Origin of the sequence: Paenibacillus harenae DSM 16969 (assembly GCF_000422465.1) — a bacterium.
Lineage (GTDB): Bacteria > Bacillota > Bacilli > Paenibacillales > Paenibacillaceae > Pristimantibacillus > Pristimantibacillus harenae.
This window is the reverse complement of record NZ_AULV01000015.1, coordinates 95,788-119,710: the sequence shown is the minus strand read 5'-3', so window position 1 is coordinate 119,710 and position 23,923 is coordinate 95,788. Positions and strand designations below refer to the sequence as shown.

Annotated in this window: 20 protein-coding genes; 15 read left to right on the top strand and 5 right to left on the bottom strand. The window is 53.5% G+C overall.

Features of this window, described 5'->3' with window-relative positions; translation table 11 throughout:
- Positions 1 to 43: 43 nt before the first annotated feature.
- Complete coding sequence (gene thpR / locus H581_RS0103390; protein WP_028608792.1) at positions 44 to 628, bottom strand: RNA 2',3'-cyclic phosphodiesterase; 585 nt, start codon at positions 626 to 628, stop codon at positions 44 to 46.
- Between the two features lie 37 nt (positions 629 to 665).
- Entirely contained in the window at positions 666 to 2,453 is a 1,788-nt protein-coding gene (locus H581_RS0103385) for an ABC transporter substrate-binding protein (RefSeq protein WP_028608791.1), read from the bottom strand.
- 123 nt (positions 2,454 to 2,576) lie between these two features.
- On the opposite strand from H581_RS0103385, the gene H581_RS0103380 reads away from it, so the two are divergent.
- The 5 genes from H581_RS0103380 to H581_RS0103360 all read left to right on the top strand — a co-directional run bounded on the left by H581_RS0103380 (position 2,577) and on the right by H581_RS0103360 (position 8,381).
- Positions 2,577 to 4,079, top strand: coding sequence for a DUF4153 domain-containing protein (locus H581_RS0103380; protein ID WP_156889488.1), 1,503 nt, complete (start codon positions 2,577 to 2,579; stop codon positions 4,077 to 4,079).
- Positions 4,080 to 4,157: 78 nt separating this feature from the next.
- Positions 4,158 to 5,021, top strand: coding sequence for a metallophosphoesterase (locus H581_RS0103375; RefSeq protein ID WP_028608789.1), 864 nt, complete (start codon positions 4,158 to 4,160; stop codon positions 5,019 to 5,021).
- 333 nt (positions 5,022 to 5,354) lie between these two features.
- Complete coding sequence (locus H581_RS0103370) at positions 5,355 to 6,503, top strand: type III polyketide synthase (protein ID WP_028608788.1); 1,149 nt, start codon at positions 5,355 to 5,357, stop codon at positions 6,501 to 6,503.
- Positions 6,496 to 7,239, top strand: coding sequence for a methyltransferase domain-containing protein (locus H581_RS0103365; protein WP_028608787.1), 744 nt, complete (start codon positions 6,496 to 6,498; stop codon positions 7,237 to 7,239). The genes H581_RS0103370 and H581_RS0103365 overlap by 8 nt, the downstream gene beginning before the upstream one ends.
- On the top strand, positions 7,236 to 8,381 hold the full coding sequence (locus H581_RS0103360; protein ID WP_028608786.1) for an NAD(P)/FAD-dependent oxidoreductase: 1,146 nt from the start codon (positions 7,236 to 7,238) through the stop codon (positions 8,379 to 8,381). The genes H581_RS0103365 and H581_RS0103360 overlap by 4 nt, the downstream gene beginning before the upstream one ends.
- A 282-nt stretch (positions 8,382 to 8,663) precedes the next feature.
- Here the strand turns inward: H581_RS0103360 and H581_RS32880 are convergent, their stop codons facing one another.
- Positions 8,664 to 9,713 carry a ParB/RepB/Spo0J family partition protein gene (locus H581_RS32880; RefSeq protein ID WP_036717563.1) on the bottom strand — a complete coding sequence of 350 codons (1,050 nt, stop codon included), beginning with the start codon at positions 9,711 to 9,713 and terminating at the stop codon, positions 8,664 to 8,666.
- 821 nt (positions 9,714 to 10,534) lie between these two features.
- Here H581_RS32880 and H581_RS0103350 point away from each other — a divergent pair.
- Positions 10,535 to 11,215, top strand: a complete 681-nt coding sequence (locus tag H581_RS0103350) for a hypothetical protein (protein WP_028608785.1) — start codon at positions 10,535 to 10,537, stop codon at positions 11,213 to 11,215.
- 95 nt (positions 11,216 to 11,310) lie between these two features.
- Here the strand turns inward: H581_RS0103350 and H581_RS0103345 are convergent, their stop codons facing one another.
- Entirely contained in the window at positions 11,311 to 12,066 is a 756-nt protein-coding gene (locus H581_RS0103345) for an MBL fold metallo-hydrolase (protein ID WP_028608784.1), read from the bottom strand.
- 121 nt (positions 12,067 to 12,187) lie between these two features.
- On the opposite strand from H581_RS0103345, the gene H581_RS0103340 reads away from it, so the two are divergent.
- The 6 genes from H581_RS0103340 (at position 12,188) to H581_RS0103320 (ending at position 20,287) form a co-directional block, all read left to right on the top strand.
- Entirely contained in the window at positions 12,188 to 12,601 is a 414-nt protein-coding gene (locus H581_RS0103340) for an Lrp/AsnC family transcriptional regulator (protein WP_028608783.1), read from the top strand.
- A 153-nt stretch (positions 12,602 to 12,754) separates the two neighbouring features.
- The gene (locus H581_RS0103335) at positions 12,755 to 13,777 is read left to right on the top strand and encodes a serine hydrolase domain-containing protein (protein WP_036717557.1); all 1,023 of its coding nucleotides are present in this window, start codon (positions 12,755 to 12,757) and stop codon (positions 13,775 to 13,777) included.
- Positions 13,778 to 13,812: 35 nt separating this feature from the next.
- Positions 13,813 to 13,962, top strand: a complete 150-nt coding sequence (locus H581_RS38570) for a hypothetical protein (protein ID WP_211231440.1) — start codon at positions 13,813 to 13,815, stop codon at positions 13,960 to 13,962.
- Positions 13,963 to 13,974: 12 nt separating this feature from the next.
- A complete protein-coding gene (locus H581_RS32875; protein WP_211231439.1) occupies positions 13,975 to 14,286 on the top strand; it encodes a nucleoside/nucleotide kinase family protein in 312 nt (103 codons plus the stop codon).
- A gap of 218 nt (positions 14,287 to 14,504) precedes the next feature.
- The gene (locus H581_RS36220) at positions 14,505 to 18,899 is read left to right on the top strand and encodes an endo-1,4-beta-xylanase (protein WP_051250413.1); all 4,395 of its coding nucleotides are present in this window, start codon (positions 14,505 to 14,507) and stop codon (positions 18,897 to 18,899) included.
- 386 nt (positions 18,900 to 19,285) lie between these two features.
- Entirely contained in the window at positions 19,286 to 20,287 is a 1,002-nt protein-coding gene (locus tag H581_RS0103320) for a cell wall hydrolase (protein WP_036717556.1), read from the top strand.
- A 229-nt stretch (positions 20,288 to 20,516) separates the two neighbouring features.
- Here the strand turns inward: H581_RS0103320 and H581_RS0103315 are convergent, their stop codons facing one another.
- A complete protein-coding gene (locus H581_RS0103315; protein ID WP_036717549.1) occupies positions 20,517 to 21,290 on the bottom strand; it encodes a sugar phosphate isomerase/epimerase family protein in 774 nt (257 codons plus the stop codon).
- A 190-nt stretch (positions 21,291 to 21,480) separates the two neighbouring features.
- Here H581_RS0103315 and H581_RS0103310 point away from each other — a divergent pair, with 190 nt between their 5' ends.
- From H581_RS0103310 to H581_RS32865, 3 genes are all read left to right on the top strand, one after another.
- Positions 21,481 to 22,308, top strand: a complete 828-nt coding sequence (locus tag H581_RS0103310; protein ID WP_036717543.1) for an AraC family transcriptional regulator — start codon at positions 21,481 to 21,483, stop codon at positions 22,306 to 22,308.
- Between the two features lie 97 nt (positions 22,309 to 22,405).
- Positions 22,406 to 22,873 carry a DinB family protein gene (locus H581_RS0103305; RefSeq protein ID WP_028608778.1) on the top strand — a complete coding sequence of 156 codons (468 nt, stop codon included), beginning with the start codon at positions 22,406 to 22,408 and terminating at the stop codon, positions 22,871 to 22,873.
- A gap of 17 nt (positions 22,874 to 22,890) precedes the next feature.
- Entirely contained in the window at positions 22,891 to 23,916 is a 1,026-nt protein-coding gene (locus tag H581_RS32865; RefSeq protein ID WP_051250412.1) for a DUF4037 domain-containing protein, read from the top strand.
- The last annotated feature ends 7 nt before the right edge of the window (positions 23,917 to 23,923 follow it).

The following is a 23,923-nucleotide window of genomic DNA, read 5'->3' as shown; positions in this document are numbered from 1 at the left end:
GGACGCCGACAAGCGTTCATGCTTGGCCGAAGCCTGGGGAGACTTATGCTTCTCGCAGCGGAAACTCGCCGATTACCTCATACATAGGCGAGGCGTGCATATGGGTGCGCATCAGGACGAAACGGTCGGCTTCCCATTGCATACCGCTCGGTGCGTCCGCCGTCGCTCCTTCGGGCATCGGCGCAGACGCATTGCCGCTCGAGAAGGTTCTGGCGAGCGTAATGTGCGGCGCGTAAGGACGCTCCTCCAAGGCGAAGCCAAGAGGGCCCGTCGCATTTGCAACCGCTGAGTGAAGCGCGATTAACCTCTCCAGCTCGCCCGCTACCCCCGCCCACAGCACGCGGGGAGCATTGGGAGAGCCGAAGGTGCCGGCCCCGTTCAAGCTGAGACGGAAGGCCCCGCCCCGAACCCCGCCAAGAGCGGTCTGCAGCGCGGCCGTCTTTGAAGCAGGCGTATCGCCCAGAAATTGAAGCGTAATGTGATAGTCCTGCGGATGGACCCATTTGCGGAAGGAAAGCCTGCTTTTCTGCTTGCGGGCCCATTCTTCCAATTCCCCTGCGATAGTTCCCGGTAACGGCACGGCTGCGAATAAGCGCATGGTTTGTTCCTTTGAAGCTGGCTGCCGCATCTCTTATCCTCCTCTCGCTATCCTTTCAATATGGCCCTTAAGTAAACCAAATATCCCGAAACCGGACCCACCCGAGCGACTCCAGGGAAATGCCGCGGACAGACGGATGGAAGGCGGTCTTGAGATGCTTGCGGTACAAGAACAGCAGGCTGTGCCGTTCTTTGAGCTCCGTCTCGATCCGGCTGAAAATCGCGCTCCGCCGCGCCGGATCCGGTTCAGTTAAAATTAGCCGGATGCGCTTCTCAAGCATCTCGCAGGTATCCGGCATGGCGTGCTGCTGCATGCTCTTGAACAGGTCGATCAGCCGCAGCTCGCGGTGCTCGTCCAGCATGACGGCAAAGAGCAATAAGTCCGCTGACATGCGTTCCGGGCCTTTGAACTGCTCCGCGTCGATCAGCCTGATCTTGATCGGCACGCCGTTCTTCGCGCATACCTGCCGGATAATCCGGGCATCGGCCTCGTACTGCGGTATCGTCGCCAGCGTAAGCGTCTCGCCGTTATAGCCGGAGTCCGAGAGCAGCTTCTTAACGGCCCCGGTATCCAGCGAGGGCTCCGTCTGATCCCCCGCCTCCGATTGCGTCGTCCAGAAGCTGTCTACTCCCTCGATGACATCCCCGGACAGCAGATGAAGCAGCTCCGCCCGTTCGATCGCTTGATCGATTGCCGCCCGTACTGCCGGATTGGCGAGCGGGCTGTCATGGTGTTCGTTCACGGTTATAAATTTGCAGGTCATGCCCGACTGCCTGACCTGCTGCCAGCGCTGCGCCGCCGTATCCGATAACCTCGCGTTATGCATGACCTGAAACTCCTGCAGCACCGCCCCGTTATCCAACTGAAGGCCCTCCGTAAGCGTCCAAACTTCAACCCGGTCCAGAAACGCTCTCCCTCGGAAATAAGGCGCGAACGCTTCCAGGATCCATACGCCCTGTTCATTTCCGGCAAGCCGAAACGGACCCGTACCGACCGGATTGGCGCCGAACCTCTCTCCCGCGGCCACGCACGCGTCCTGCGGCACGATCGATGCCCGGTTCGTCGTCAGGAAAGAAAGGAAGGCCTCGTTGCGTTCCGCTAATTGAATGCGTATGGTCGTATCGTCCGGCGTATCCATGGAGACGATGTCGGAATAAGCCCAGCTGTACAGACCGAGCGGAGCCAAAGCTTGCAGCCGCTCCAGCGAATATTTGACATCGGACGAATCGAGCTCCCGGCCGTGATGGAACAGCACTCCCTTGCGCAAATAGAAGGTCCACAGCGTGCGCGATTCATCGGCTTCCCAGGCATGGGCGAGCTGCGGCAATATTTGTCCGCCCTTCGGGTCGATTCGCACCAGGCCGTCAAATAACTGATTAACGAGATGCGATTCCCCCGTGTAATGGATGGCTGCCGGGTCCAGGGAGTAGATCGTCTGCGGCAGCGGAAACCGCAAAATATCGGTGCGCCGCTTGCCCTGCACCTTGGAATGAAAGCCGAATTGGCCGGTCAGCCACTCCTGGAATTGCCCGCGCAGCCGCGCCGATTCATCCAGCTGACCGAGCAGCTCGAGCGCCGAAGACAGATCCTGCTTCTGCATCATCTCCTGCGCCTCTTGGAGGGCGATTTGCTCCTTGGCCGCCAGGAAGGTGAGAGTGGAGCGATTGCCGCGGCCTCGCTTAGGCGCCCAGGCTAACCATTTCTCCTGCTGCATCCGTTTGAGCAGCAATACCATGTTGCGGTGTGTGCAATCCAGCAAATCTGCGAGCTCCTGCGTAGTCGCTTCGAATGGAGCATCCTCATGAATATGGGGGTATGCGAGCCTGATCGCCAAGTAATGTCTGCGTATTTTCATAAAAAAACCACCCGCCGTAAAATATGAAATTTTCCAGTTAGAAGTTACACTTTTTGTTCTTGTTTTCTAGGTTACAATAAAAGGAGGAAATTAACAAACGACGGTAAGAAAGCGGTGAATGGAATGAGAGATCCGGCGCCTTGGCAGAAAAAGTACGAAAGAATGCTTTTGCTCGCCTTATTGTTCGGTCTGCTTAGTCAATATTTGTTCGTGGGGGCAGCGGTTGGCGTCTCCGCTATTGTATTCGTCCTCGGTTTCTATGGACTGTTTTTCTATTCCGTGCAGGGGAGGTTCGGCGGATTCGAGAAGTGGCAGGGGCAGACAAGCTCGGGCTGGCTGCTGTGTATTCCGATCTTTCTGCTGACCTTAACGTATGCGCTATATGCAAACCCTTTCTTCCGGGCGATGAATCTGTTTGCGGTCTTTGCGCTGGTCGTTGCCCAGACGGTGCTTCTTACGCGCAGCAGCGTGCAGCCGTGGTACCGGGGCGTTTTCTATACCGAGCTTCTGTATCTCAGTCTCATTAAACCATTGACGGCAATTGCCGTGCCGTTCGCTCTGTTCATTGACCGATTCAGGGAGAATCGAAAGGAAGGCCCGGCGAAAGGCAGCGCGGGCAAGGTCGTTCTTGGACTTGTGCTCGCGGCTCCGATTCTGATTGTCGTCGTCTCCCTTCTGGCTTCGGCGGACCAGATTTTTCTATCGTGGATGAATGAAATTCCGCAGCTGTTCGAACGATTCTCCGTGGGTGACGGGTTCTATCGGATTCTCGTTGCCGCCTTTTTCGCGCTGTATGCTTTCTGCTACATATGGGGCTTGCTGTTCCGCAAAGCGGCGGATTATAAAGCTGCGGTCCCGAGTAGTACGGAAGCTGCTGCGGCCCAAAAAGCCGAGCCGGTCGCAATCGACCCGATTACGGCGGGCACATTGCTGATCAGCATCAATATGGTTTATGTGCTGTTCGTCTTCATCCAGTTTTCGTACTTATTCGGCGCGGCGAACGGGCTTCTTCCGGGCGGAGCGGCTTATGCCGAATATGCGCGCAGAGGCTTCGCGGAATTGATCATGGTCGCAATGATCAACATCGGCTTGCTCATGGGCGGACTTCATTTGATCAAGCGCACAGGCGCAAAGGCTGAGCTGGTGCGGAAGGTGTCGCTGAGCGTCCTGATCGGCTGCACCCTCGTGATGCTCGTATCCGCCTACAGTCGGCTAGCCCTGTACGAGGACGCTTACGGCTTTACGCATACGAGACTGCTTGTCCATGGATTTATGATTTATCTGGGCGTGCTGCTGATTATCGCCATACTCCGTATTTGGAAGGAACGCTTCTCGATGGCGAAGGCGTATATCGGCGTATCCATCATTGCTTATGTGCTGATAAACTATACGAATTTGGATGCGCGCATTGCGGACCGGAACATGGAACGATTCGAACGGACGGGCAAAATCGACGTTGCCTATCTCGGCAGCCTGTCGACCGACGCGGCGCCGGCGCTGCTGAAGCTGCAGAAGAACCATCCCGGGCTGGCGGGGCTGAATGAGGTGATCGAAGACCTGCGGGAGAAGGCCCGCTCAAGCGATAAGTGGCAATCCTGGAGCTTGTCGAAGCAGAGGGTGAGATAATCGTTTAATGGTTTTCGGACTATTATGAAAGGAATTCCAGCGTATTTAGCTGGATGTTCCAAAGGGGGGCTGCCTGAGGTGAGTAAGAGGGCCAAGAGGATTATACTTTATATTTGTCTGGCGGTTATTGCTCTCGTCGCGTTTTCTTATTATGAGAATAACACTCTTAGCGTCACGAGGTATCAAGTAAGCTCGGCCAAGCTGCCGGACGGCTTTGACACTTATCGAATCGTACATCTGACGGACTTGCACAATAAGTCGTTCGGAAAAGGGCAGCGGCGGCTGGTCGGCAAGGTGAGCAAGCTGCGTCCCGATCTTATCGTGTTCACGGGCGATCTGGTCGACAGAAGAAGGTACTATGAAGAGGCAAGCCTGATTCTGATGGGCGAGCTTACGAAATTGGCGCCCGTCTATTACGTGACGGGGAACCACGAATTCGACTCGAAGAAATTCAAGCCGCTTAAGGATGACCTTGAGCGTGCAGGCGTGCATGTGCTGCGCAATAAGAGCGAGATGATCTCGGTGGGACAAGGCGAGATTCGAATTGCAGGAGTTGACGATCCGGTCTTTAACCGGCAGGCGGACGGAAACGCCGACAAGATAAACGAGCATATCGATGCGGCGCTTGAAGAGAGAGATGACGATGAGGAAGCCTATACGATCCTGCTGTCGCATCGTCCGGAGCTGTTCTCCGTCTATGTGCGGCGCAAGATCGATTTAACCTTCTCCGGCCATGCGCACGGCGGACAAGTCAGACTTCCCTTCGTTGGCGGATTAGTGTCGCCGGGACAAGGCTTCCTGCCGAAATACGATGGCGGCCGGTACACGGAGAGCGGCTCGACGATGATTGTAAGCAGGGGGCTCGGCAACAGCATCATTCCGCAGCGGCTGTTCAACCGTCCGGAGATCGTTCTGGTCGAGCTGTCGCGTTCAAACGAATAGACCCAAGTAGAAACGCCTATCGGCGTCCTTGTCAGAGGACGCAACCGTTTCGCGGAGAAATATAAGCCCATTTATTCGTGCTAAACTTATAAAGTCTTATATTTTAAAAAAGAGACCCGCAGCATCGGTGCTGCGGGTCTTAGAATATCTATATTACAAAAGGGGGTTGTTTTCATTATAGGCGCTTTGTGTTAAAGCGAGATGAAGAATAGATTTCAAGTTTGTTACAAAAAATAGAGATTTCTCCTCTATCATAACAAACCGTCCCCGCGAATAAACTTGTCAGTAAAACAACTTGTCCGCGTTGAAAATAGAGGGGATGGATGAAAGCATATGGAGCATGCGAAATCGGGCTTGGCTATATTAGGAATCGGCACCGCTTTGCCTCCGTATCGGCTTGATCAAGCGGATACGGGGCGCAGGCTGGTCGAGGCGCTTGGCGATAAGCCGGACGCCGCGCGCTGGGCGAGACGGATTTTCAAGCAATGCGGCGTGGAGAGCCGCTATACATGCGAGCCGAACCTGCTGGCCGAGGCATCGGAATGCGTCTATTTCCCCCTCGGAACAGGCGGAGAAGCTCCTTCGACGGAGGAGCGTATGGCGGTCTACAAACGGGAAGCCGTTCCGCTGGGATTACGGGCGGCGAGACAAGCCTTGGCGGATGCGGGAACGGATGCCGCAAGCATTACGCATCTGATTACGGTCAGCTGCACGGGTCAATTTCTTCCCGGCATGGATGCCGCAATCATCCGTCAGCTGGAATTAGCCCCGAACGTGACGCGGATTCCGCTGACGTTTATTGGCTGCGCCGCGGGCTTAAAGGCGATCTGCCTGGCGAAGCGGCTCCTGGCAGGCAATCCGGACACGAAGGCGCTAATCGTCTGCGTGGAGCTATGCACGCTGCATATCCAGCCTGCCGGCGACAGGGATTCGCTGTTTGGGGCGTCGTTCTTCGGAGACGGCGCCTCGGCTTGCGTGGTCGGGGAGGCTCGAGAGACGCGGCAGTCCGTTTTTTACTTAGGCGATGATCATTCCGTGCTGTTAGCCGAAGGTGCCGGCGAGATGGTGTGGGAGGTCGGCAATTACGGCTTTGACCTGTATTTGTCACCGGTCATACCGCGGCTGATCGGAGAGTCGATTCCGGCCGAGGTCGAGCGGCTATGCGGAAGCGGCAAGCCGGAGCTGTGGGCGATTCACCCGGGAGGAAAAGGAATCATCGAGGTTCTGCAGCTGAAGTACGGCCTGACGGACGGACAAATCGCCCCAAGCCTCGACGTGCTTCGGGAGATCGGAAACGTATCCTCCGCGACCATCTTGTTCGTGCTTCAGCGGATGAGAGAGCGGCTGGAAGACGAGGGCTCGGAAGGCGCCGGCGGCATCGCGCTTGCTTTCGGTCCCGGCTTGACGGCGGAGATAATCAAGATTGCTTACGCCCCGCCTGCTGTCAGGAAGCCACAGCCGGCGGACAACGCCTATGCTTAGAGCGTTACGGGAACGGGCTGCGGAGGAAGAGCTGATGGACGACTTCACGAGCGGCGGCTCCGAGCTTCGCGAAGCCTTGCGGCAGCTTCGCCGGCTCAACCGGGTGTTTGCCGCGGCAGCTCCGACGCTTCATGGCATGAAGCGTCTATGGGAGGCGGCCGGGAAGCCGGACCGGCTGTCGGTCCTGGATGTCGGCGCCGGCTCGGGCGACATCAATCGCCGTGTGCTGCAGTGGGCCGATGACAACGGGATTCAATTATCGATTACGTTAGTAGACATCACGGAAGAGGCTTGCGAGGAGGCGAGACTGTTGTTTCGTTCCGAGCCTCGCGTCATGGTGAGGCGGGGAGATTTGTTCGAGCTGCCCGAGAGAAGCGCGGATATCGTTACGGGGACGCAGTTTTTGCATCATTTTGACCGGGATAAGCTTCCCGCGGTTGTAGGCAGCATGCTGAGAACGGCTCGATTCGGCGTTGTCATCAACGACATCCATCGTCACTGGTTGGCTTGGGCGGCGGTGTGGCTGGCAACCAGAACTACGTCTAACCGGTATATTCGGCACGACGGACCGTTATCGGTAGCAAAAGGCTTTCGCGCGGCTGACTGGCGGGAGCTCGAGCAATCGCTCGGCTTGACGGGGGTGTACCGGTCGTGGAGGCCTTTATTTCGTTATGCGGTCGTGATCGATCGGCAAGCCGCCGGACCTAAATCAATCGGGCGGAGTTGGTTAACATGACGCGAACGGTGGATGTTGCGGTGCTCGGCGCAGGCGTTGCCGGCAGCAGCATGGCCAAAGCGCTTGCGGACCGCGGATGGGAGACGGCGCTGATCGACCGCCAGTCGTTCCCTCGCCATAAGGTGTGCGGAGAATTTCTATCGCCGGAATCGCGGAGCACGCTGCATGCGCTTGGTCTTGCTGAAAAGGTCGAAAATCTTCTCCCAAGCAAGATCACTCGGGTGAGGCTTATTTTCGAGAACGGCGCTGATGTGGAGCTTCCGCTGCCTGGCGAAGCTTGGGGAGTCAGCCGTTACTCGCTGGATAGCGCCCTGCTCCTTGCGGCACGGCAGGCCGGGGCGGAGCTGCACGCAGCCTCGTCGGTCGCGGCCTTGAAGCCCCTCCCGAAGGGCTTCGCGGTGGAGATGAAGCGCGGCGGCGAAGCGTGTGTGCTGCAAGCCCGGACGGTCATTGCAGCCTGGGGCGCGAACCGCCGGTCCGGGCTGCCGGGGTATCGTCCGGACGGTCCGGCAAGCTCGGCCTATATCGGCGTGAAATCCCATTTTGTCGGCGTGGATATGGAACCGGTTATTGAAATGTATATGTTTCGCGGAGGATACATGGGCCTATGCAAGGTCGAACGCGGACTCGTGAATGCGGCGGCGCTGCTGGAACGGGATAGCTTCGCGCAAGCGGGCAAATCGGTGCCGGATTTTCTGAAGGAAGCGGCGAGGAGAAATCCGAGGCTGGCGGGGAGGCTCGCGTTTGCTGAGCCGGTTGCCGGATCGCAAGCTGCAGTGGCTCCGGTGTTTTTGCGCCGCAAGCCGCAAGCGTGGGACGGGATGCCGCTTCTGGGAGACGCGGCGTCCATGCTGCCTCCGCTGTGCGGAGACGGCATGTCGATGGCGCTTCGCTCGGCTGCGCTTTGCGCTCCGCTTGCCGACCTCTATTTGCGAGGCGGTCTATCGCTTGCCGATTGGGAGCAGGAGTATACGCGCTCGATCCGAAAGGAATTTGCCGGACCTTTGCGATGGGGGAGCCTGCTGCAATGGGCAGTCGGCATGCCGTCAGCCGGCAAATGGCTGGCGGCCATTTCGAAGCTGAACCCGGGGCTTGCCGAGGGCCTGATTCGGGCGACCAGGCTGAAGCCGGACCAGACGTAGCTTGTTGGCAGAAGCTTGGCCAGATGCAGCTTGTTGGCTGCAGTCAGCTTTAGCTAAATCATGGTCAGACATAGCATGCTGGCAGAAGCTTGGCCAGATGCAGCATGCTGGCTGCAGCCGGCTTGTAGCTGAATCATAGTCAGATGCAGCTGATTAGCTGACGCTGAGGCTCTTGTCGCTGACATAAGAGGCTTCCATCCTGTCGCATGACAAGAAAGCAGCCTCCTTTTTCGCTTAAGCTTGGGTCAGAACGCGTTGAACCCGAATTTATTTTCGTCCAATTTAGGCTTGTTCCGGAACAGTTGATTGGGATCTCGCAAGCTCGCGAATCGCTTTCCACTCCGCAAGCTGCCGCTCCAGACTGCCGATGAGCGATTCGACATCCTGGATAAAGCTTTCTTGCCCGGCTGCAGGAACGGACGCGGCAGACTCGAGCGCCGCCGCCGGCAGCGGATGGAAGGCGGACAGCGAATCTGCAAGCTTCTTCAATCTAAGCTCGATTGGAGAAACAGTCGACGAGTCGGACGGCACCGCTTCCGTCTGCATGTTCGTCTCCGGTTGCTGCGCTTTCTTGTCTGCTTTTGCAGCCGGCTTCGGCTCGGCTGAGGGCTTCGCCCGTTCGGCTTTATTCTGTTCATGCGTCGACCAGGTCTCGATCAGGCCGCTTCCTGTTTTGAAGAGAAGCTTGTCCTTCGTGCTGCCCGATATCGTCTTATCCTTGAACAGCTTGGCGATCTTCTTCACGTCGCTTACCGGAAGCTCGTCCCTTGCGACGATCAACGCCAGCGGATCGCGGTGTTCAAGCGGCAAATCCTTGAGCGGGAGCAGCTGATCCTCCGTCAGCTTGTCCTTGCGGATCTCGGTGCCGCTGACGATCAGCTTCTTAACCGCATTGCCGAACTTAAGCAGCTCGCATTTGTTCTTGATATAGCTCTCCGGCTTGCCGAGCTTGCCCGACAAAAATTTCGTAGAGCTTCGGAATTTCGGATCATTCAGCAGCTTATTGAACGCCTCCGCCTCTTCAATCGGCGAGAAGCCTTCACGCGTCAAATTTTCTGCGATCTGCTCCAAATAAATTTCCATCTCGTCCGTAACGTTCGAGACAATACATGGAATGGTTGCGCGGCCGAGCATTTTACTTGCTTTGTAGCGGCGGTTTCCGTAAATGATTTTGTACCGGCCGTTGCCCGTCGTCCGAACCTTGATCGGCGAGAGCAGCCCGAGCTCCTCGATGCTCTTCATTAACTCCTCCAGTGCTTCCCCGTCGAACTGGTATCTGGGCTGATCCGTATCCTCGTCGATTAATTCCGTTAAAATCTCAATAATATCCATTTTTTGATTCTCCTTAAAGTTTTGCGAAGCAAAACTGGCATCGAAAGCATAGACTTAAGTTTTGCGCAGCAAAACTGGTGTCGAAAGCATAGACTTAAGTTTTGCGCAGCAAAACTGGTGTCGAAAGTATAGACTTACGTTTGCTGCGGCAAAACCGGCATCGTAATCGTAAGCATCGTCTTAAGTGTTGCGCTGCAACACTGGCATCAAAAGCATAGACTTAAGTTTTCGCAGCAACATTGGCTTCGCAAGCATCGTCTTAAGTAATGAGCAGCAAAATTGGCATCGAAAGCATAGACTTAAGTTTTGCGCAGCAAACTGGCGTCGAAAGTATACTCTTAGGTGTTGAGCAGCAATACTGGCATCGTAAGCATAATCTACAGGTTTTACGCAATAAAACTATCGAAACGCAATCAGCTAACCGAAAAATATCCCCAAAATTGCTTCAGAAATCGAACAAGGATCGGCTAACCGGATTTCCTCCCACTAATGTGGCCATAAAAGCCGGTGAGACGCGAAAATCATATTAGTTCCAGGTTTTCCCGTTAGGTGTAGCATACATCATATCCAAGCAAAAATAACAGGAGCTTTTCCCGCTCACTCTGCAAAAGTAGAAGATTATTAGATCTCGTTCTATTATATAACACGACCGCAGATGAGGAAATGAGTGAACGGAAGGCAAGCCGTACATAAGCAATCCAAAAAGCAATCCAAAAGCAATCCAAAGCAATCCAAAAGCAATCCAAAAGCTATATATAATCTATAAATAATCTGTACTCATAGAATTGTTGTTCGTATATGCCGGAAGGAGGTGGGAGCGAATGGGGAGATTCTCATTTTTTATTCTGATGGTCGTATCCGTCTGCTCAATCTTCTCTGCTTGCTCAGGCAAGCCATACGGGCAATATCGTGACGATCAGATGATCGGCTTCGTCAGTTCATTAGATGAAGCGGAGCAAACAGTCACTTTTGACGTATCGGAATGGATGAAGCGGGATGAACCGGGCCCGGCGATAGAGGACTGGGGAGCCGAATATACGGCGCAAGTGCTGCCGGGCACCAAGCTGACGAACGAGGCCGGTGCTCAGCTGAAGTGGGACGATCTGAAGCTCGGCCAGAAAGTGGAAATAAAGCAGCCCAAGGACAAGGACTTGGCGAACGCGCCGGATGAACTGATATTGCTGACGATGGGCAATGAGGAGGTGTTAAAGCGTCTCGGCATGCTTGCGAGGGCGGAAGGCAGCTATCGCACGATCATCATGTATGAACAAGGAACCGAACTGCCCTACGACAGCGATTATTTTGAGAGAGAGGCTCCGTCCGTGTTCCAAGGAGGGCTGGGCTGGGTCGAATACAATCCCGATTATGTGCTGGATCTGAAAAAGGCTCTCGATATCGGGGCGCTCCCGGTCTTCCTGGTGTTTGATAACGAGAAGCTGGTTGTCAAAACCGTGAGGCTGGAGAACGTGGTCGCGTTTATGGACGCCATACAGGAGAAGTAACAGCGGCAGATTAGGAGATGACCATAATGTCTTAATCTGCCGCAATTTTGTTGTGCCCGAAAAAATCAGGATTCAGCGCAGCATCAAGCAGTTGCTTAACGAATGATCGTTTCACCGTCTGCAGGGACGAATATATGGGCGGCGAGGCCCTTCTCTTCAATAAACCCCGTCAACTCCCGCCGGGACAAAATGCAGTGATTGACCGCCTCCATATGAGATACGATAATCGTCGCTTGCGGGGCAGCCGAGTACGTCCGGCAGATATCTTCCTTGCCCATCGTAATGGGATCTCCTTGCAGGAATTGCGCAGCCCCTCCGTTGACAACAATCACTTCCGGCCGATGAATGCGGATTGCCTCTTCCACATCATCGCACCAAATCGTATCGCCCGCGATATATAATGTTTTTTCATCCGGATGGCTCAAGACTACGCCGGAGACATTCCCCATTAATTTCCCGATTTTACCTGTGCCATGCTTGCCTCTTGTCCGGGTCAGACGAACGTCATGCAATTGGGCAACGCGGTCTAGGGCCTGGACGTTACGAAATCCTGCATTTCGGATGGCTTCGGCGTCTTCGTCGGATTGCGCAATCATGTTCGCGTCTTTGGGAAGCGCCTTGACCGCCGCCGCATCGAAGTGGTCAGGGTGCAGGTGAGTGACGATGACGGCATCAGCCTGAATAATATCCTCAACGGAAATCGGTAAATCGGCTGTCGGATTATTCACTTGATTAGCCGTATTCGTTACGGGCGGATAGGCCCCTTTTGCCCCCAAGTACGGATCGATCAAAAAAGTTAAGCCGCCGTAGTTCAGTACGATCGTTGCATTTCGTATTTGTCTGATTTGCATGCCGTTCATGCCTCCCTTTCACAATTTCTTCTTTTAGGTTAGCATTTAGGTAAGAGCGAATACATAATGAAAATCACGTATAAAGACAGAAATACTTGAATTGTGAAAGAGGTTGGATGTGATGCTGGATCATACGGATAAGCGTATCCTTGAAGAACTGGTCGCGGACGGCAGAATTTCGATGAAGAAGCTGGGCGAGAAGGTTCACCTCACCGGTCAGGCGACGGCCAACCGGGTAATGAAGCTGGAGGAAGAAGGCGTAATTGAAGGCTATACCGTTTGTTTGGATCACCAAAAAACGGGTTACCCGGTTCACGCGTTTATAACGATTTTTACGAAGAGCTTCGATCACCAGCCGTTCTTGTCGTTTGTAGAAACGAAGAGTCTATACGTCGTCCATAATTACAAGATCAGCGGAGAGGGCTGCTACCTCATGGATTGCAGATTCCCTTCCAACGAGGAGCTCGACAGGTTTTTGAGCGAAATAAACCGCTATGTGAACTATAAATTATCCATTGTTATTAGTAAGAGTTAAGCCGATAGGAGCCGTCCCTTATGTGCTGGTCATGTAGTAACGCCAAACAATTGACGGTAAAATTCAGCTATAATCGAAATTTATTCCCATAATGAAAAGGATCGCAGTATGATTGAAGCATAGGAAATTCAGAGTTCGAGGTGAGTCTTCACAATGCAAATAGAACAAATCATAGAATTGTGCAGCCGGGAAGCGGATATTCCGTTCTCCGGCGCGGTACTTGTCGGGAACGACCGCGGCCCGCTCTTCGAGCAGGGCTACGGATTTGCCAATCGAAGCGAGAAGTTAAGGAATCGGACGGATACGCGGTTCGGCATGGCGTCCGGCTGCAAGATTTTTACCGCGGTGGCGGTATGCCAGTTGGTCGACCAAGGACTGTTGAGCTTTGATACGTTGCTACGCGACTGCCTTTCTGTGTCGTTTCCGCACTTCGACCCGGGCATTACCGTACATCATCTGCTGACTCACAGCTCAGGAATATCCGATTATTTTGACGAAGAGACCATGAACGATTATGCGGATCTGTGGAAAAACTTGCCGACTTACGCCATGATAGAACCGGCGAGCTTTTTGCCTATGTTTCAGAATAACGTGATGAAATTTGCTCCCGGCGACCGATTTTCATATAGCAATGCGGGTTTTATCGTACTCGGGCTGATCGTGGAGCAGCTGACAGGGACGGCCTTTCAGGCCTATGTCGAGGAACGGATTTTCCGGGCTTGCGGTATGGAAGATACGGGCTACTTCCGGATGGATCAACTGCCGGAGCGGACAGCAGCCGGTTATATAGATAGCGGTTCTACTTGGAAAACGAATATATACGCCGTTCCTGTCGTCGGCGGGCCGGATGGCGGAGCCTTCACGACGGTCTATGATATTGACAGGTTCTGGCAGGCTCTGATGGGCAACCAGTTGTTATCGAAGCGTATGACGGAAAAAATGCTGTCGCCCCACACAAGTTATAACGAACATATCCATTACGGGTATGGTGTTTGGATCTCGATCATAGACGACGAAATTTTCAAATATTACGTGACGGGCAGCGATCCGGGTGTGTCGATGCGATCCTCGGTATACGTAAAATCAAACCTGCGCGCTCATCTGCTGGCCAATATCGATAACGGCACCGGCGCGATAGCGAGGAAAATGGATGAGGTTATGTATAACGCGATATAAATGTTTGCACGGGCAATTGACGAGGAGGATATGTGTTGCGAATACTGATCACCGGAATGTCCGGAACGGGGAAAACGACAGCTTTAGAGAAACTTGGTGAACGAGGCCACCGCGTTGTGGATACGGACAGCGGCATGTGGAGCCATTGGATTCAACTCCCAGACGGTTCCAACGACTGGATTTAGCGAGAAGATGCGATGATGGGGCTTCTAACCTCTCACCGGGAGGGTATGCTCTTTGTTGCCGGCTGCAAGTCAAATCAGGGGAAATTTTACCCGTTTTTCGACCATGTGGTTTTGTTTAGTGCGCCTGCTGATGTCATACTGGCGAGGATTGCCGACCGGGACAATAACAACTATGGGAAAAGTCCGGAAGAGCGGGAACTTATCCTCTGCCATCTCACTGAAGTCGAACCCTTATTACGGGCCACAGCAACCATGGAGATCGACGCCTCTGCACCGATCGACGAAGTTGTTCGGCAGCTCGAGCTGCTGGAACTCGAATTATAGCTTTGTTGAAATGGAATGAATAGGGTGGAATAGAAACCCCATCGCCGATCCCGCTAAAAGGACCGTCTGTGATCTTTCGGACGGTTTTTCTTATGTCCCGGGACACTACTATGGTTTTTGTAGTAACAACTAAGCTTTTTTGGGTGTTGCTGGAAATGCGATTATATTAACATGAAAGAGCTTTCATATTTTAACATTTCATTAAGGGGGTTAAATGTGTGCTAAGAAAGCTCAGTTTAGTAACCGCTTTCATAATGATGGTCAGCGTGCTGTTTCCTGTAAGTCAGTTTGCCGGTAAGGCGCAGGCGGCGAGCGGAGCACCAGCGGTGCTGGAGCAAGGTTTCGAGAACGGCCTCACAGGCGGCTGGGAACGCTTGTCTTGGGGCGGCGCAGGCGAAGTTGCGGTCTCGCCGGATCAGGCGTCCGAAGGAAGCCATTCCTTGCAGTTTAAAAACCGCAGCGCGAGAAACAGCAGTCCCAGCATGGATCTGACGAGTTATGTACAGCCGGGACATACGTATGACGTATCGCTTAAAGTCAAATTGGGTGAAGGGACGGACACGCTTCACGTAGCGTCCAAGGTCGTATCGGACGGGACGGCAGCTTATCCCTGGATAATCGGCAACAAAGAAGCGAATGCGTCCGAGTGGACAATCTTAGAAAAACTGGGATATCCGGTGCCGGACAATACTACGGAATTCCGCATTTGGGTGGAATCTGTTGAAGCATCCAGCTCAACGGCGGATATTTTTATCGATGAGGTTGTCATCATTGACGTGACGCCAGGTACGGATCCAGACCCCGGCAACCTGGATCAATCAGGCGTCCGGTCGGATTTTGAAGACGGCCAGCAAGGTTGGAAGGCAAGAAACGGCAAAGACCCGGTAAGCGTATCGGCAGAGGATGCTCACGGCGGTGATCAAAGCTTGCTGACAGGCGCGTCTCAGCGGTATCAGGGACCGCTGCTGGACGTAATCGGGAAGATGCACTTGGGTCATAAGTATAATTTTTCCGTTTGGGTCAAAATGGCGCCAGGGCAGGCAGATACGACGATACGCATGAGCGTGCAGTCAGGCGAAAATTCGTTTACCAACGTCTCCGCCAATACAACGGTTACAGACGATGAATGGGTACAGTTAACAGGTACGTTCACCGTATCATCTGCGGCAACCATTCTAAACGCGTATGTAGAAGTGGCCGAGGAATATGGCGAGACAAGGTCATTTTATATCGACGATTTCGAGCTCTCCTGGGTGCCGACGCAGCCGCAGCCCGATATCGAAACGGATATCGCGAATTTGAAGGATGTATTTGCGGATTATTTCTCCATAGGGGCAGCCGTCGAACCGGCTCAGACGGGAGGCAAGCATCAGGAGTTACTGAAGAAGCATTACAATACGATCGTTGCGGAAAACTCCATGAAGCCGGGCAGCGTTCAGCCGCAGGAAGGCGTGTTTAACTGGACGGATCCCGATAAGCTGATTGCTTTTGCCAAAGAGAATCAGTTGAATATGAGGTATCATACGCTCGTCTGGCATTCGCAGGTGGCGGATTGGATGTTCGAGGATGAAAATGGAAAGCTCATGATCGAAGAGACCGATCCGGCCAAACGCGAAGCGAACAAAAAGCTGCTGCTCGATCGGATGAGAGAGCATATTACGGCGGTAGTGGAGCATGTGAAAGCAACCGGCGTGCAGGTTGAAGGCTGGGATGTAGTGAACGAGGTAATCGATCCGGGTGGACCGAACGGCATGCGCAACAGCGCGTGGTATCAGATTACCGGTCTCGATTATATTCGCGAAGCGTTCAGAACGGTGCATGCGCTAGATCCGGACGCGAAGCTGTACATTAACGATTACGGCACGAATGATCCGGGCAAACGCGACATTTTATACGACCTGGTCATGCAGTTGAGAGAAGAAGACGCAGAGGACGGCACCGTCGATTATCCAATTCACGGCGTTGGACATCAGACCCATATTAACATCCAGAATCCGTCCATTTCTTCGATCGTGAACTCGATCAAGAAGTTCGGGGATGCCGGATTCGACAACCAAATTACGGAGCTGGATATCAGCTTGTATACGGCGGATAACGCTCCGAGCTACGGTGAAATTCCGGAAAGCGTTCTGCTGGAGCTTGCGTACCGGTATCAGGATTTGTTCGATGGGCTCAAGGGGCTGGAGGACAGCGGCGATAAGGACTATATCAGCAATGTCACCTTCTGGGGGCTTGGCGATGACCGTACCTGGCTGACGACGTTCCCTGAGGGAACCAATCGCGTCCAAGCTCCGTTCTTATTCGATAAAAACTTGCAATCCAAATTGGCTTACTGGGCTGTTGCAGATCCATCCAAGGTGCCAGTTCAAACGAAGAAGCTGAACGTTACGCAGGGAACGCCCATCGTGGACGGAAACCCGGAATTGGCATGGGATGTCCTCAGAGGCGTACAGCTCCAGTCCTCAGATGGACTTGCCGCAGCGATGAAGGTACTGTGGGACACTGACCGTCTATATGTATGGGTTGATGTCGAGGACGCTGCAGTTCATGCCGACGATACGGTTGAATGGTTTGTTAACGGCCGGACGTATGCCTTCTCCCGAAGCGCTGCGACTGCGGTCGAGAGAACCGGCGGTTACCGGTTGGAGATGAGCGTGCCATGGCAGGCTCCCGTTCAGATGGACGACACGATTGCATTCGATCTGCGCGTAACAGACGCGGACGGCACAGCTAACGCTTCCTGGAGCGACCGCATGCATAATCAGGATCAATCCGCCGAAGGAATTGGCGAGCTGACGTTAAAGCAGCCGCTGCATGTCGCTGAGTCTGTCAAAGGCACGCCTGGGATCGATGGCGAGAGAGACGCGCTATGGGACCAGGCGGAAGAAATTGAAACCGGCGTATGGGTTCAAGGAACATCGGGCGCAACGGCAAAAGCCAGAACGATGTGGGATGACGACTACTTGTATGTCTACGCGCACGTTACGGACGAGATATTGTCTAAGCAAAGCACCGCTGTTCATGAGCAGGATTCCGTGGAAATCTTCGTCGATCAGAATAACGCCAAAACAGTCGACTATCAAGCGGACGACGGGCAATACCGAGTCAATTACTTGAATGAACGAAGCACCAACCCCGCCTCTCTCGCCGGCAGCTTCTACACGGCCGCCAAGCTTGTGGACGGCGGATATGTCATTGAGGCAAAAATCAATCTGGATGCGGTTACCCCTGTTGACGGACAGCTGATCGGCTTCGATTTCCAGGTGAATAATGATCAGGATGGAGCAGGCGGAAGAGACAGCGTCGCCATATGGAACGACGCCTCCGGCCGGTCCTGGCAGGACACCTCCGGTTACGGTGTCTTGAAGCTTGTGACGACGAGGACGCCGTCCACTCCGGATCCTGGCAATCCGTCCAATCCTCCGGGCACAGGCTCCCCTGGCGGAACACCGGCTGCGCCAAGTGCAGCTGACGGGAAGGTTACCTTTAACGTGAAGCCGAATTCTGCCGGCAAAGCGGAAGTTAACGTGTCATCGAGCGATGTGTTGAGAGCGCTGGAAACCGCGCAAGGCAGTACGCTTGCGATTACGGTTAATTCCAAAGCGGGGGCTTTGAAGAGCACGAGAGTGACTGTTCCTGTACAGGGCTTTTTCGACCATGAAACAATCGATACGCTTGCGATTCAAGCAGGCAAAGTAACGGTCTTCATCTCAGCCGAAGAAGCGGCTGGGGTTCTGGATGAGAATGCAGGCGAGCTGGTGCTTGAAATAACGGAGGTTGACGTCACCAGGCTTCCGGAGGATGTGAAGATACGGGTTGACGGTTATCCTGTCTATGATTTCACGCTTCTAGTGGATGACAAGAACATTAGCGAACTGAAACGCCATTCGGTCACCGTCGAAATGGATTACGAGCTGAAGCCGGGCGAGAAGCCGCATCAAATCGCGGTCTATTATATTGGAGAAGACGGTAAGCTGGAAGTGGTGAAAAACGTGAAGTACGACCGTGAGGCGGGCAAAATCACATTTAGTCCGAAGCACTTCAGCCCGTACGGCGCGGCGCTTGCGACGGTTTCATTCTCTGATCTTAACCAGGCCGCCTGGTCGCAGACGATCGTTGAAACGTTGGCTTCCCGTGAAGTTGTCCATGGAACAGGCGACGGCAAGTTTGAGCCTAATGGCGGCATCACGCGGGCAGCATTCGTCCACATGCTTATAACCGCGCTTGAGCTATCGGCGGAAGACGCGGTCAGCACGATGGGCGATGTGCAGGGCGGCGGGCGGTATTCCGATTCGATCGCTGCTGCCGAGAAGCTTGGCATTGTTTTGGGCAGAGAGGACGGTACTTTCGGGGTGAACGACACGATCACCCGCCAGGACATGGCCGTTATCGCTTACCGCGCGATGAAGGCGGCTGGCCTTACGAATGCGCCAGGCGAAGCGGTATCGTTCCGGGATGCCGGCCAAATCAGCCCTTACGCGGCAGAAGCCGTACAAGAGCTGAGCCATGCAGGCATTATTAATGGCAGGGGTAACGGTAGGTTTCAGCCAAAGGGAACCGCTGCTCGCGCTGAAGCGGCAGCTATTATTTACAAGCTCTTGGGCTTCAAGTAAGGAAGGTAACAAGGCGACTGAAGGAATCGGTGAATGAAGAGACGGTGCATGAATGCGCCGTCTTTTTCATTAATAAAAAGCAGATGCGGCTAACGAACTGATCGGTGAAACAAGCCTTTAATCTTACTATATTTGGAATTCTGTGAAAACGTTAATCCTGTAAACGCTTAAAGCTGTGCTATAATTTTGCGGAAGACCTTGGATATCGGATTTTTAAAATATAAGCATTCATAAATTATGCACTTATACGGAAGCTTATATTTCAATGTGAAACGAGCTTTACGCCAATGGAAGGCACAGAGCCGGGCTGCATGAGGTTGCAGCTAACGGTTTATGCGAAGCGGCAGTCGTTATGCATGTGATCTGAACTTTTCTGGGAGGTATTTATGAACAGAAGAAACAAGCCGACAGGCATACGTATGTTGATAACGATATGGGCGATGCTCCTGATCTGCGCCGTGCCGATTCCGGCTTTTGCCGCGCAGGATGAACAAGCGGCAGTGGCGGAAGGCGTCACGATAAAGGTGAATGGAGAAGTCGTGAAGCTGTCCGAACCGGTACGCGGGCTGGATGGAAGGCTATTTATCCCCGTGGCGCTCGTAGCCGGAATGTTTGACGCTAAAATAAGCTGGGATAAAGATAATGAAGAAGCAACGATACAAACGGCTCACGGAGACAAGATCGTGCTGGGTAACGGAGTTCCCGTCGTTTATTTTAATGAAGGCCGCTACCGGATGGATGAGGCGCCATTCGTTGCGGAAGGCAGAATGTACATTCCGCTTCGCCATGTGGCGGAACTGCTGCATGCTGAGGTGAACTGGCATGCAAAAGAGCTCACGGCTGAGCTGATCATGGTGAAACCGGCCGTCGTGGCGGAAAATTACGGATTAGCCCAGATCAGCGAGGAGTACGGCAGCAGCAAGACGGAGCTTCTGAAGCGGAACGGCCTAGACAGCGCGGACGGGATTGTGGAAGGCACCGAGCTCAGGGTCGTCGTGCCGTCGATTCTTGCGAATAAAGCGGAGCCGTTCACGGAGAAGGACCTGCAGCTGCTGGCCAGGATTACAGAGGTAGAATCGGGCCACGAGTCGTACGAGGGACAGCTTGGAGTAGCGAATGTAATATTGAACAGGGTGAAAAACTCTAAATTTCCGGACACTGTACGAGAAGTTATTTATTCAGGTAAGCAGTTCCCGCCGGCACATAACGGCCAACTGGACAAAGCCAAGTCGGATGCCATTTCGCTTCGCGCCGCCAAGGATGCCTTGAACGGCAAAAACAACGTAGAAGACGCCGTTTATTTCTTTAACCCTGCGATATCTAAAGGTTCGTTCTGGTCCGGTCTGACGGTGATCACGACGATCGGCCATCATAGCTTCGCTAAATAGCTCTATAAGAGCATCCTATACAAATAAAGCCTGCTAACCAGACACGGTAAGCAGGCTTTACTTATAAGGGGGTGTATAGACTGGCGAGTAAAAGATGGGCGGCCGTGTGGACAACAGATCTAAATTTTAGATCAGATTGCGACTATTGTGCTTGATTTGGCGGATTAGATCTAAATTATAGATCTGATCCCATGGAATTGGCGTCATGATAGCCGATACGCCGGAACCATTACTCCTTACGGTCAAACATTTGCTGCATGAATGAAATACTGCTTTGCACGCCATCCACCGTATCCGGCCATTTGCATTCCGCGGATACCATTCCCTCGTAACCGATTTCCCGCAGTATCCCGGCGAACTGTTCGTAAGGATACGTTCCCGTCCCCGGCGCCAGCCTGCCTGTGTCCGCAACGTGAATATGGGCGATCCATTCCTTATGTGCGGCAAGCGTTTCGAGCGGCTCGTCTTCTTCATCCATATGGTAAAGATCGGCCAAAATCCGGACCGCTGGGCTGTTAACCTGCTTCGCTAAGGATGCCGCTTCCGCAACGCTGTTGATCAGATTCGATTCCTTGTGGTTCAGCGGCTCGATCGCCAGCGTAACCCCGGAACCGCGCCATTCGTCGGCAATCCGGCCCAGGCACTCCAGCATTTCCGCTTCTGCCCGCCGGCGTTCCCAGCCATCCGGCACCATACGGGCTCTGCCGCTGCCCAGCACGACGATCCCGGCGCCGATTCGTGCTGCCGCTTCGCCGGACAAGCTTACATATTTCCGGATGCGCTCCCCATCACGCTGCGGGCCGATCAGCATCATATCGGCGGGAGCGAACAGGTTCATGGCTCGCACCTTTACCGGTGAACTCAAGTAGAGCGCAAGCTTTCCGGCGAATGCTTCTTCCTCCTCCAATTGCAGGGAAGACAAAGCGCATTCGATATAATCCAAGCCTATGTCCGCGAGCAGTCCGGCTTGTTCAATTCCGGCGCACCAGCCGATTTTATTCATAAGAAACTCCTCCCGAATGTGGATCTATCTGCCTTCAACTTTCATTGTAGGGGGAGAGAGAAGGGAAAGGAATGGCTGAAGGTATCACTTGATGGCCGAGAGTATGATTTGAGGATTAGCCAAAAACAAGATTGTTCATGAATTCTTAAATTTGTATACTAACAGTAACCGTTTAATAGGGGGGCCGCCGATGATGAACCGCATGATTATGGACAATCTGAGCGAGCACGCAGAGCTGCGGCTCGGCAGCATCGGACAATCCTGTCATGAGAGAGGCTGGTCGGAGGGAAAGCGGCATCCGGATTATGATTTGTGGCTGGTGACGGGGGGCGAGGTGACGATAGAAGCACGGGGCAGGAAGTCAGCCGCGAATGAAGGTGATATCGTGTTTTTTAATCCCGGCGTCCCTTATTTCGCAGCATGCGGCAGCGGACCGTGCAGCCACATTTATGTCCATTTTGATTTTTCCTTGGGCGAGCGGTTCAACTTCTTGAATGAATTCGATTTAATGGGCGTTATTCCGAAGCGGCATTTTGCAGCCGAGGGAGAGCAGCTTCGCAGAGCCTTCGATGCCTACAGGAACAAAGAGCCGATGGCTTCCTTAACGTTGAAGGGATATTTCCTTACGCTTCTGGCCAAGCTTCTGGCGGTTCCGAAGGAGAACGCTTCGGGATTCAAGGAAGCCGTGCAGCCTTCCAAGCATTTCGCCAAGCTGGCCCCGGTTCTTCGTTATATCGAGGAGCATATCGGGGAACCGATTCCGGCAGAACGGTTAGCGGAAGTGATGGGCATGTCGCCGAAATACTTTTATGCTTTCTTTAAAGCAAACATCGGTTTAACGCCGCAAAATTACGTGAACAGGATCAAGATGAACCGTGCCAGGGACCTGCTGTTGTCCGGGAAGCGGACGGTTAAGGAAGTCGCCGGCCAGCTGGGGTATTCCGACCCGTATACGTTCTCGAAAATCTTTAAGCGGTACCACCATACATCGCCATCCAGGCTTAATGACCATACCTAGCTTGAGGTGAAGCCGGGATGAGAACGCCAATAGAAACCGTAGCATTTTCGGCGCGGCTGAAGGATAACGATAGACGATAACGATTGGAGTGAGTTCGTTGGAACATTACTTATTTGTACAGCTGGCTTTCGTGAGAGGGCAAACCTTGAAAGCGGCTAACGGTATTACGGAGGAGAACGCGGACCGCATTCCTGACGGTTTTAGAAATTCATTGCGATGGCAGCTGGGGCATATCTATGTCGTGTTGGAGCGGTTCGCCTTTCAAGCTGCGGGACTCCCGCAGCAGTTGCCAGGCGGCTTCAAGGAGCGGTTCGAATACGGTACGTCGCCGTTAACAACGCCGGCCGCTGTTCCCGTGCCGACTCTTGATGAGTTGAAGCTGCTGCTCGGCGAGCAGCCGGCAAGAATTCAAGGGGCGCTGGCTGACCGGCTTCAACAAAAGGTAGAGCCTTATACGACATCTGCCGGATTGACCTTGGGAACGCCGGAGCAGTTCCTGAGCTTCGCTCTCTACCATGAGGGGATGCATAATAGCGCCATTAAGCTATACAAGGTGTTGTTATGAACGCGGAGGGATAAATAGTGACTTTTATAAATGGAATAGAATTATGCCGCCGTTTCCATACGGAAGTCGTTGAGCCGACCCTGAAGGAAACCTATCCTTTCTTGTCCTATTCGTCCGCTCTGCTTGGCCCCGGCAGCGAAGTGTTAGGCTATGATACGGAAATGTCAACGGACCATGATTGGGGCCCGCGAGTATATCTATTTCTAAACGAACAATGGACCGGTTATGCCGAACAAATTAAAGCATCTTTACACGAGAAGGCTCCAGATTGTTTTTATGGCGTTCCGGTTGATACCGGCATGAGCGTGATTACAACCGTGCCGGCTTTCCTTGAAAGCCGCTTGGCCTTAAATAGCGATAAACCTCCGGAATTAGCGGATTGGCTGACGTTTCCTTCACAATCGCTTCTGGAAATAACAAGAGGAGCCGTGTATAGGGACGATCGCGGTCAACTGAGCGCGTTACGCAAGCAGTTCGAATATTACCCATACGATATATGGTTGTATCTTATGGCTTCCACCTGGCAGCGGATCGGCCAAGAAGAACATCTGATGCTCCGTTCGGGTTTTATCGGCGACGAGCTGGGCTCCGCCATTATGGCTTCGCGTCTTGTCCGCGATTGTCTGAATCTTTGTTTTCTGATGGAACGTCAATATGCGCCTTATCCGAAATGGTTTGGAACCGCTTTTAAGCAGCTGAGTTGCTCCGGAGCTTTAATGCCTTATTTGTGGACGGCTCAAACGGCCGCGGTCTGGAGAGAACGCGAGCAAGCCTTTATTCGGGTCTACGCGCATCTATCCCGCATGCACAACGAGCTAAGGATCACGGAAGGGATTCCCGGCGAGTCTGCGTATTTCTACGACCGTCCCTTCAAAGTGATGAATGGCGGAGGAATTGCCAGCCTGCTTGCCGGTCGAATTGAAGACGATGCCGTTCGCCGGATAGCCGAAAAAAGCTTGATAGGCGGCATCGATCAGATTACCGATAATACGGATTTCAGAAAACCGCATGTGCTTAGAGATTCGAATATATGGAATATATGAGGTGTTT

Coding starts and splice junctions, on each gene's coding strand:
- H581_RS0103310 (WP_036717543.1), top strand. CDS start 21,481: ATGATGAACCGCATGATTATGGACAATCTGAGCGAGCACGCAGAGCTG.
- H581_RS0103365 (WP_028608787.1), top strand. CDS start 6,496: ATGCTTAGAGCGTTACGGGAACGGGCTGCGGAGGAAGAGCTGATGGAC.
- thpR (WP_028608792.1), bottom strand. CDS start 628: ATGCGGCAGCCAGCTTCAAAGGAACAAACCATGCGCTTATTCGCAGCC.
- H581_RS0103335 (WP_036717557.1), top strand. CDS start 12,755: ATGCAAATAGAACAAATCATAGAATTGTGCAGCCGGGAAGCGGATATT.
- H581_RS0103360 (WP_028608786.1), top strand. CDS start 7,236: ATGACGCGAACGGTGGATGTTGCGGTGCTCGGCGCAGGCGTTGCCGGC.
- H581_RS0103320 (WP_036717556.1), top strand. CDS start 19,286: ATGAACAGAAGAAACAAGCCGACAGGCATACGTATGTTGATAACGATA.
- H581_RS0103350 (WP_028608785.1), top strand. CDS start 10,535: ATGGGGAGATTCTCATTTTTTATTCTGATGGTCGTATCCGTCTGCTCA.
- H581_RS0103380 (WP_156889488.1), top strand. CDS start 2,577: ATGAGAGATCCGGCGCCTTGGCAGAAAAAGTACGAAAGAATGCTTTTG.
- H581_RS0103345 (WP_028608784.1), bottom strand. CDS start 12,066: ATGCAAATCAGACAAATACGAAATGCAACGATCGTACTGAACTACGGC.
- H581_RS0103340 (WP_028608783.1), top strand. CDS start 12,188: ATGCTGGATCATACGGATAAGCGTATCCTTGAAGAACTGGTCGCGGAC.
- H581_RS32880 (WP_036717563.1), bottom strand. CDS start 9,713: ATGGATATTATTGAGATTTTAACGGAATTAATCGACGAGGATACGGAT.
- H581_RS32875 (WP_211231439.1), top strand. CDS start 13,975: ATGATGGGGCTTCTAACCTCTCACCGGGAGGGTATGCTCTTTGTTGCC.
- H581_RS0103315 (WP_036717549.1), bottom strand. CDS start 21,290: ATGAATAAAATCGGCTGGTGCGCCGGAATTGAACAAGCCGGACTGCTC.
- H581_RS0103370 (WP_028608788.1), top strand. CDS start 5,355: ATGGAGCATGCGAAATCGGGCTTGGCTATATTAGGAATCGGCACCGCT.
- H581_RS0103385 (WP_028608791.1), bottom strand. CDS start 2,453: ATGAAAATACGCAGACATTACTTGGCGATCAGGCTCGCATACCCCCAT.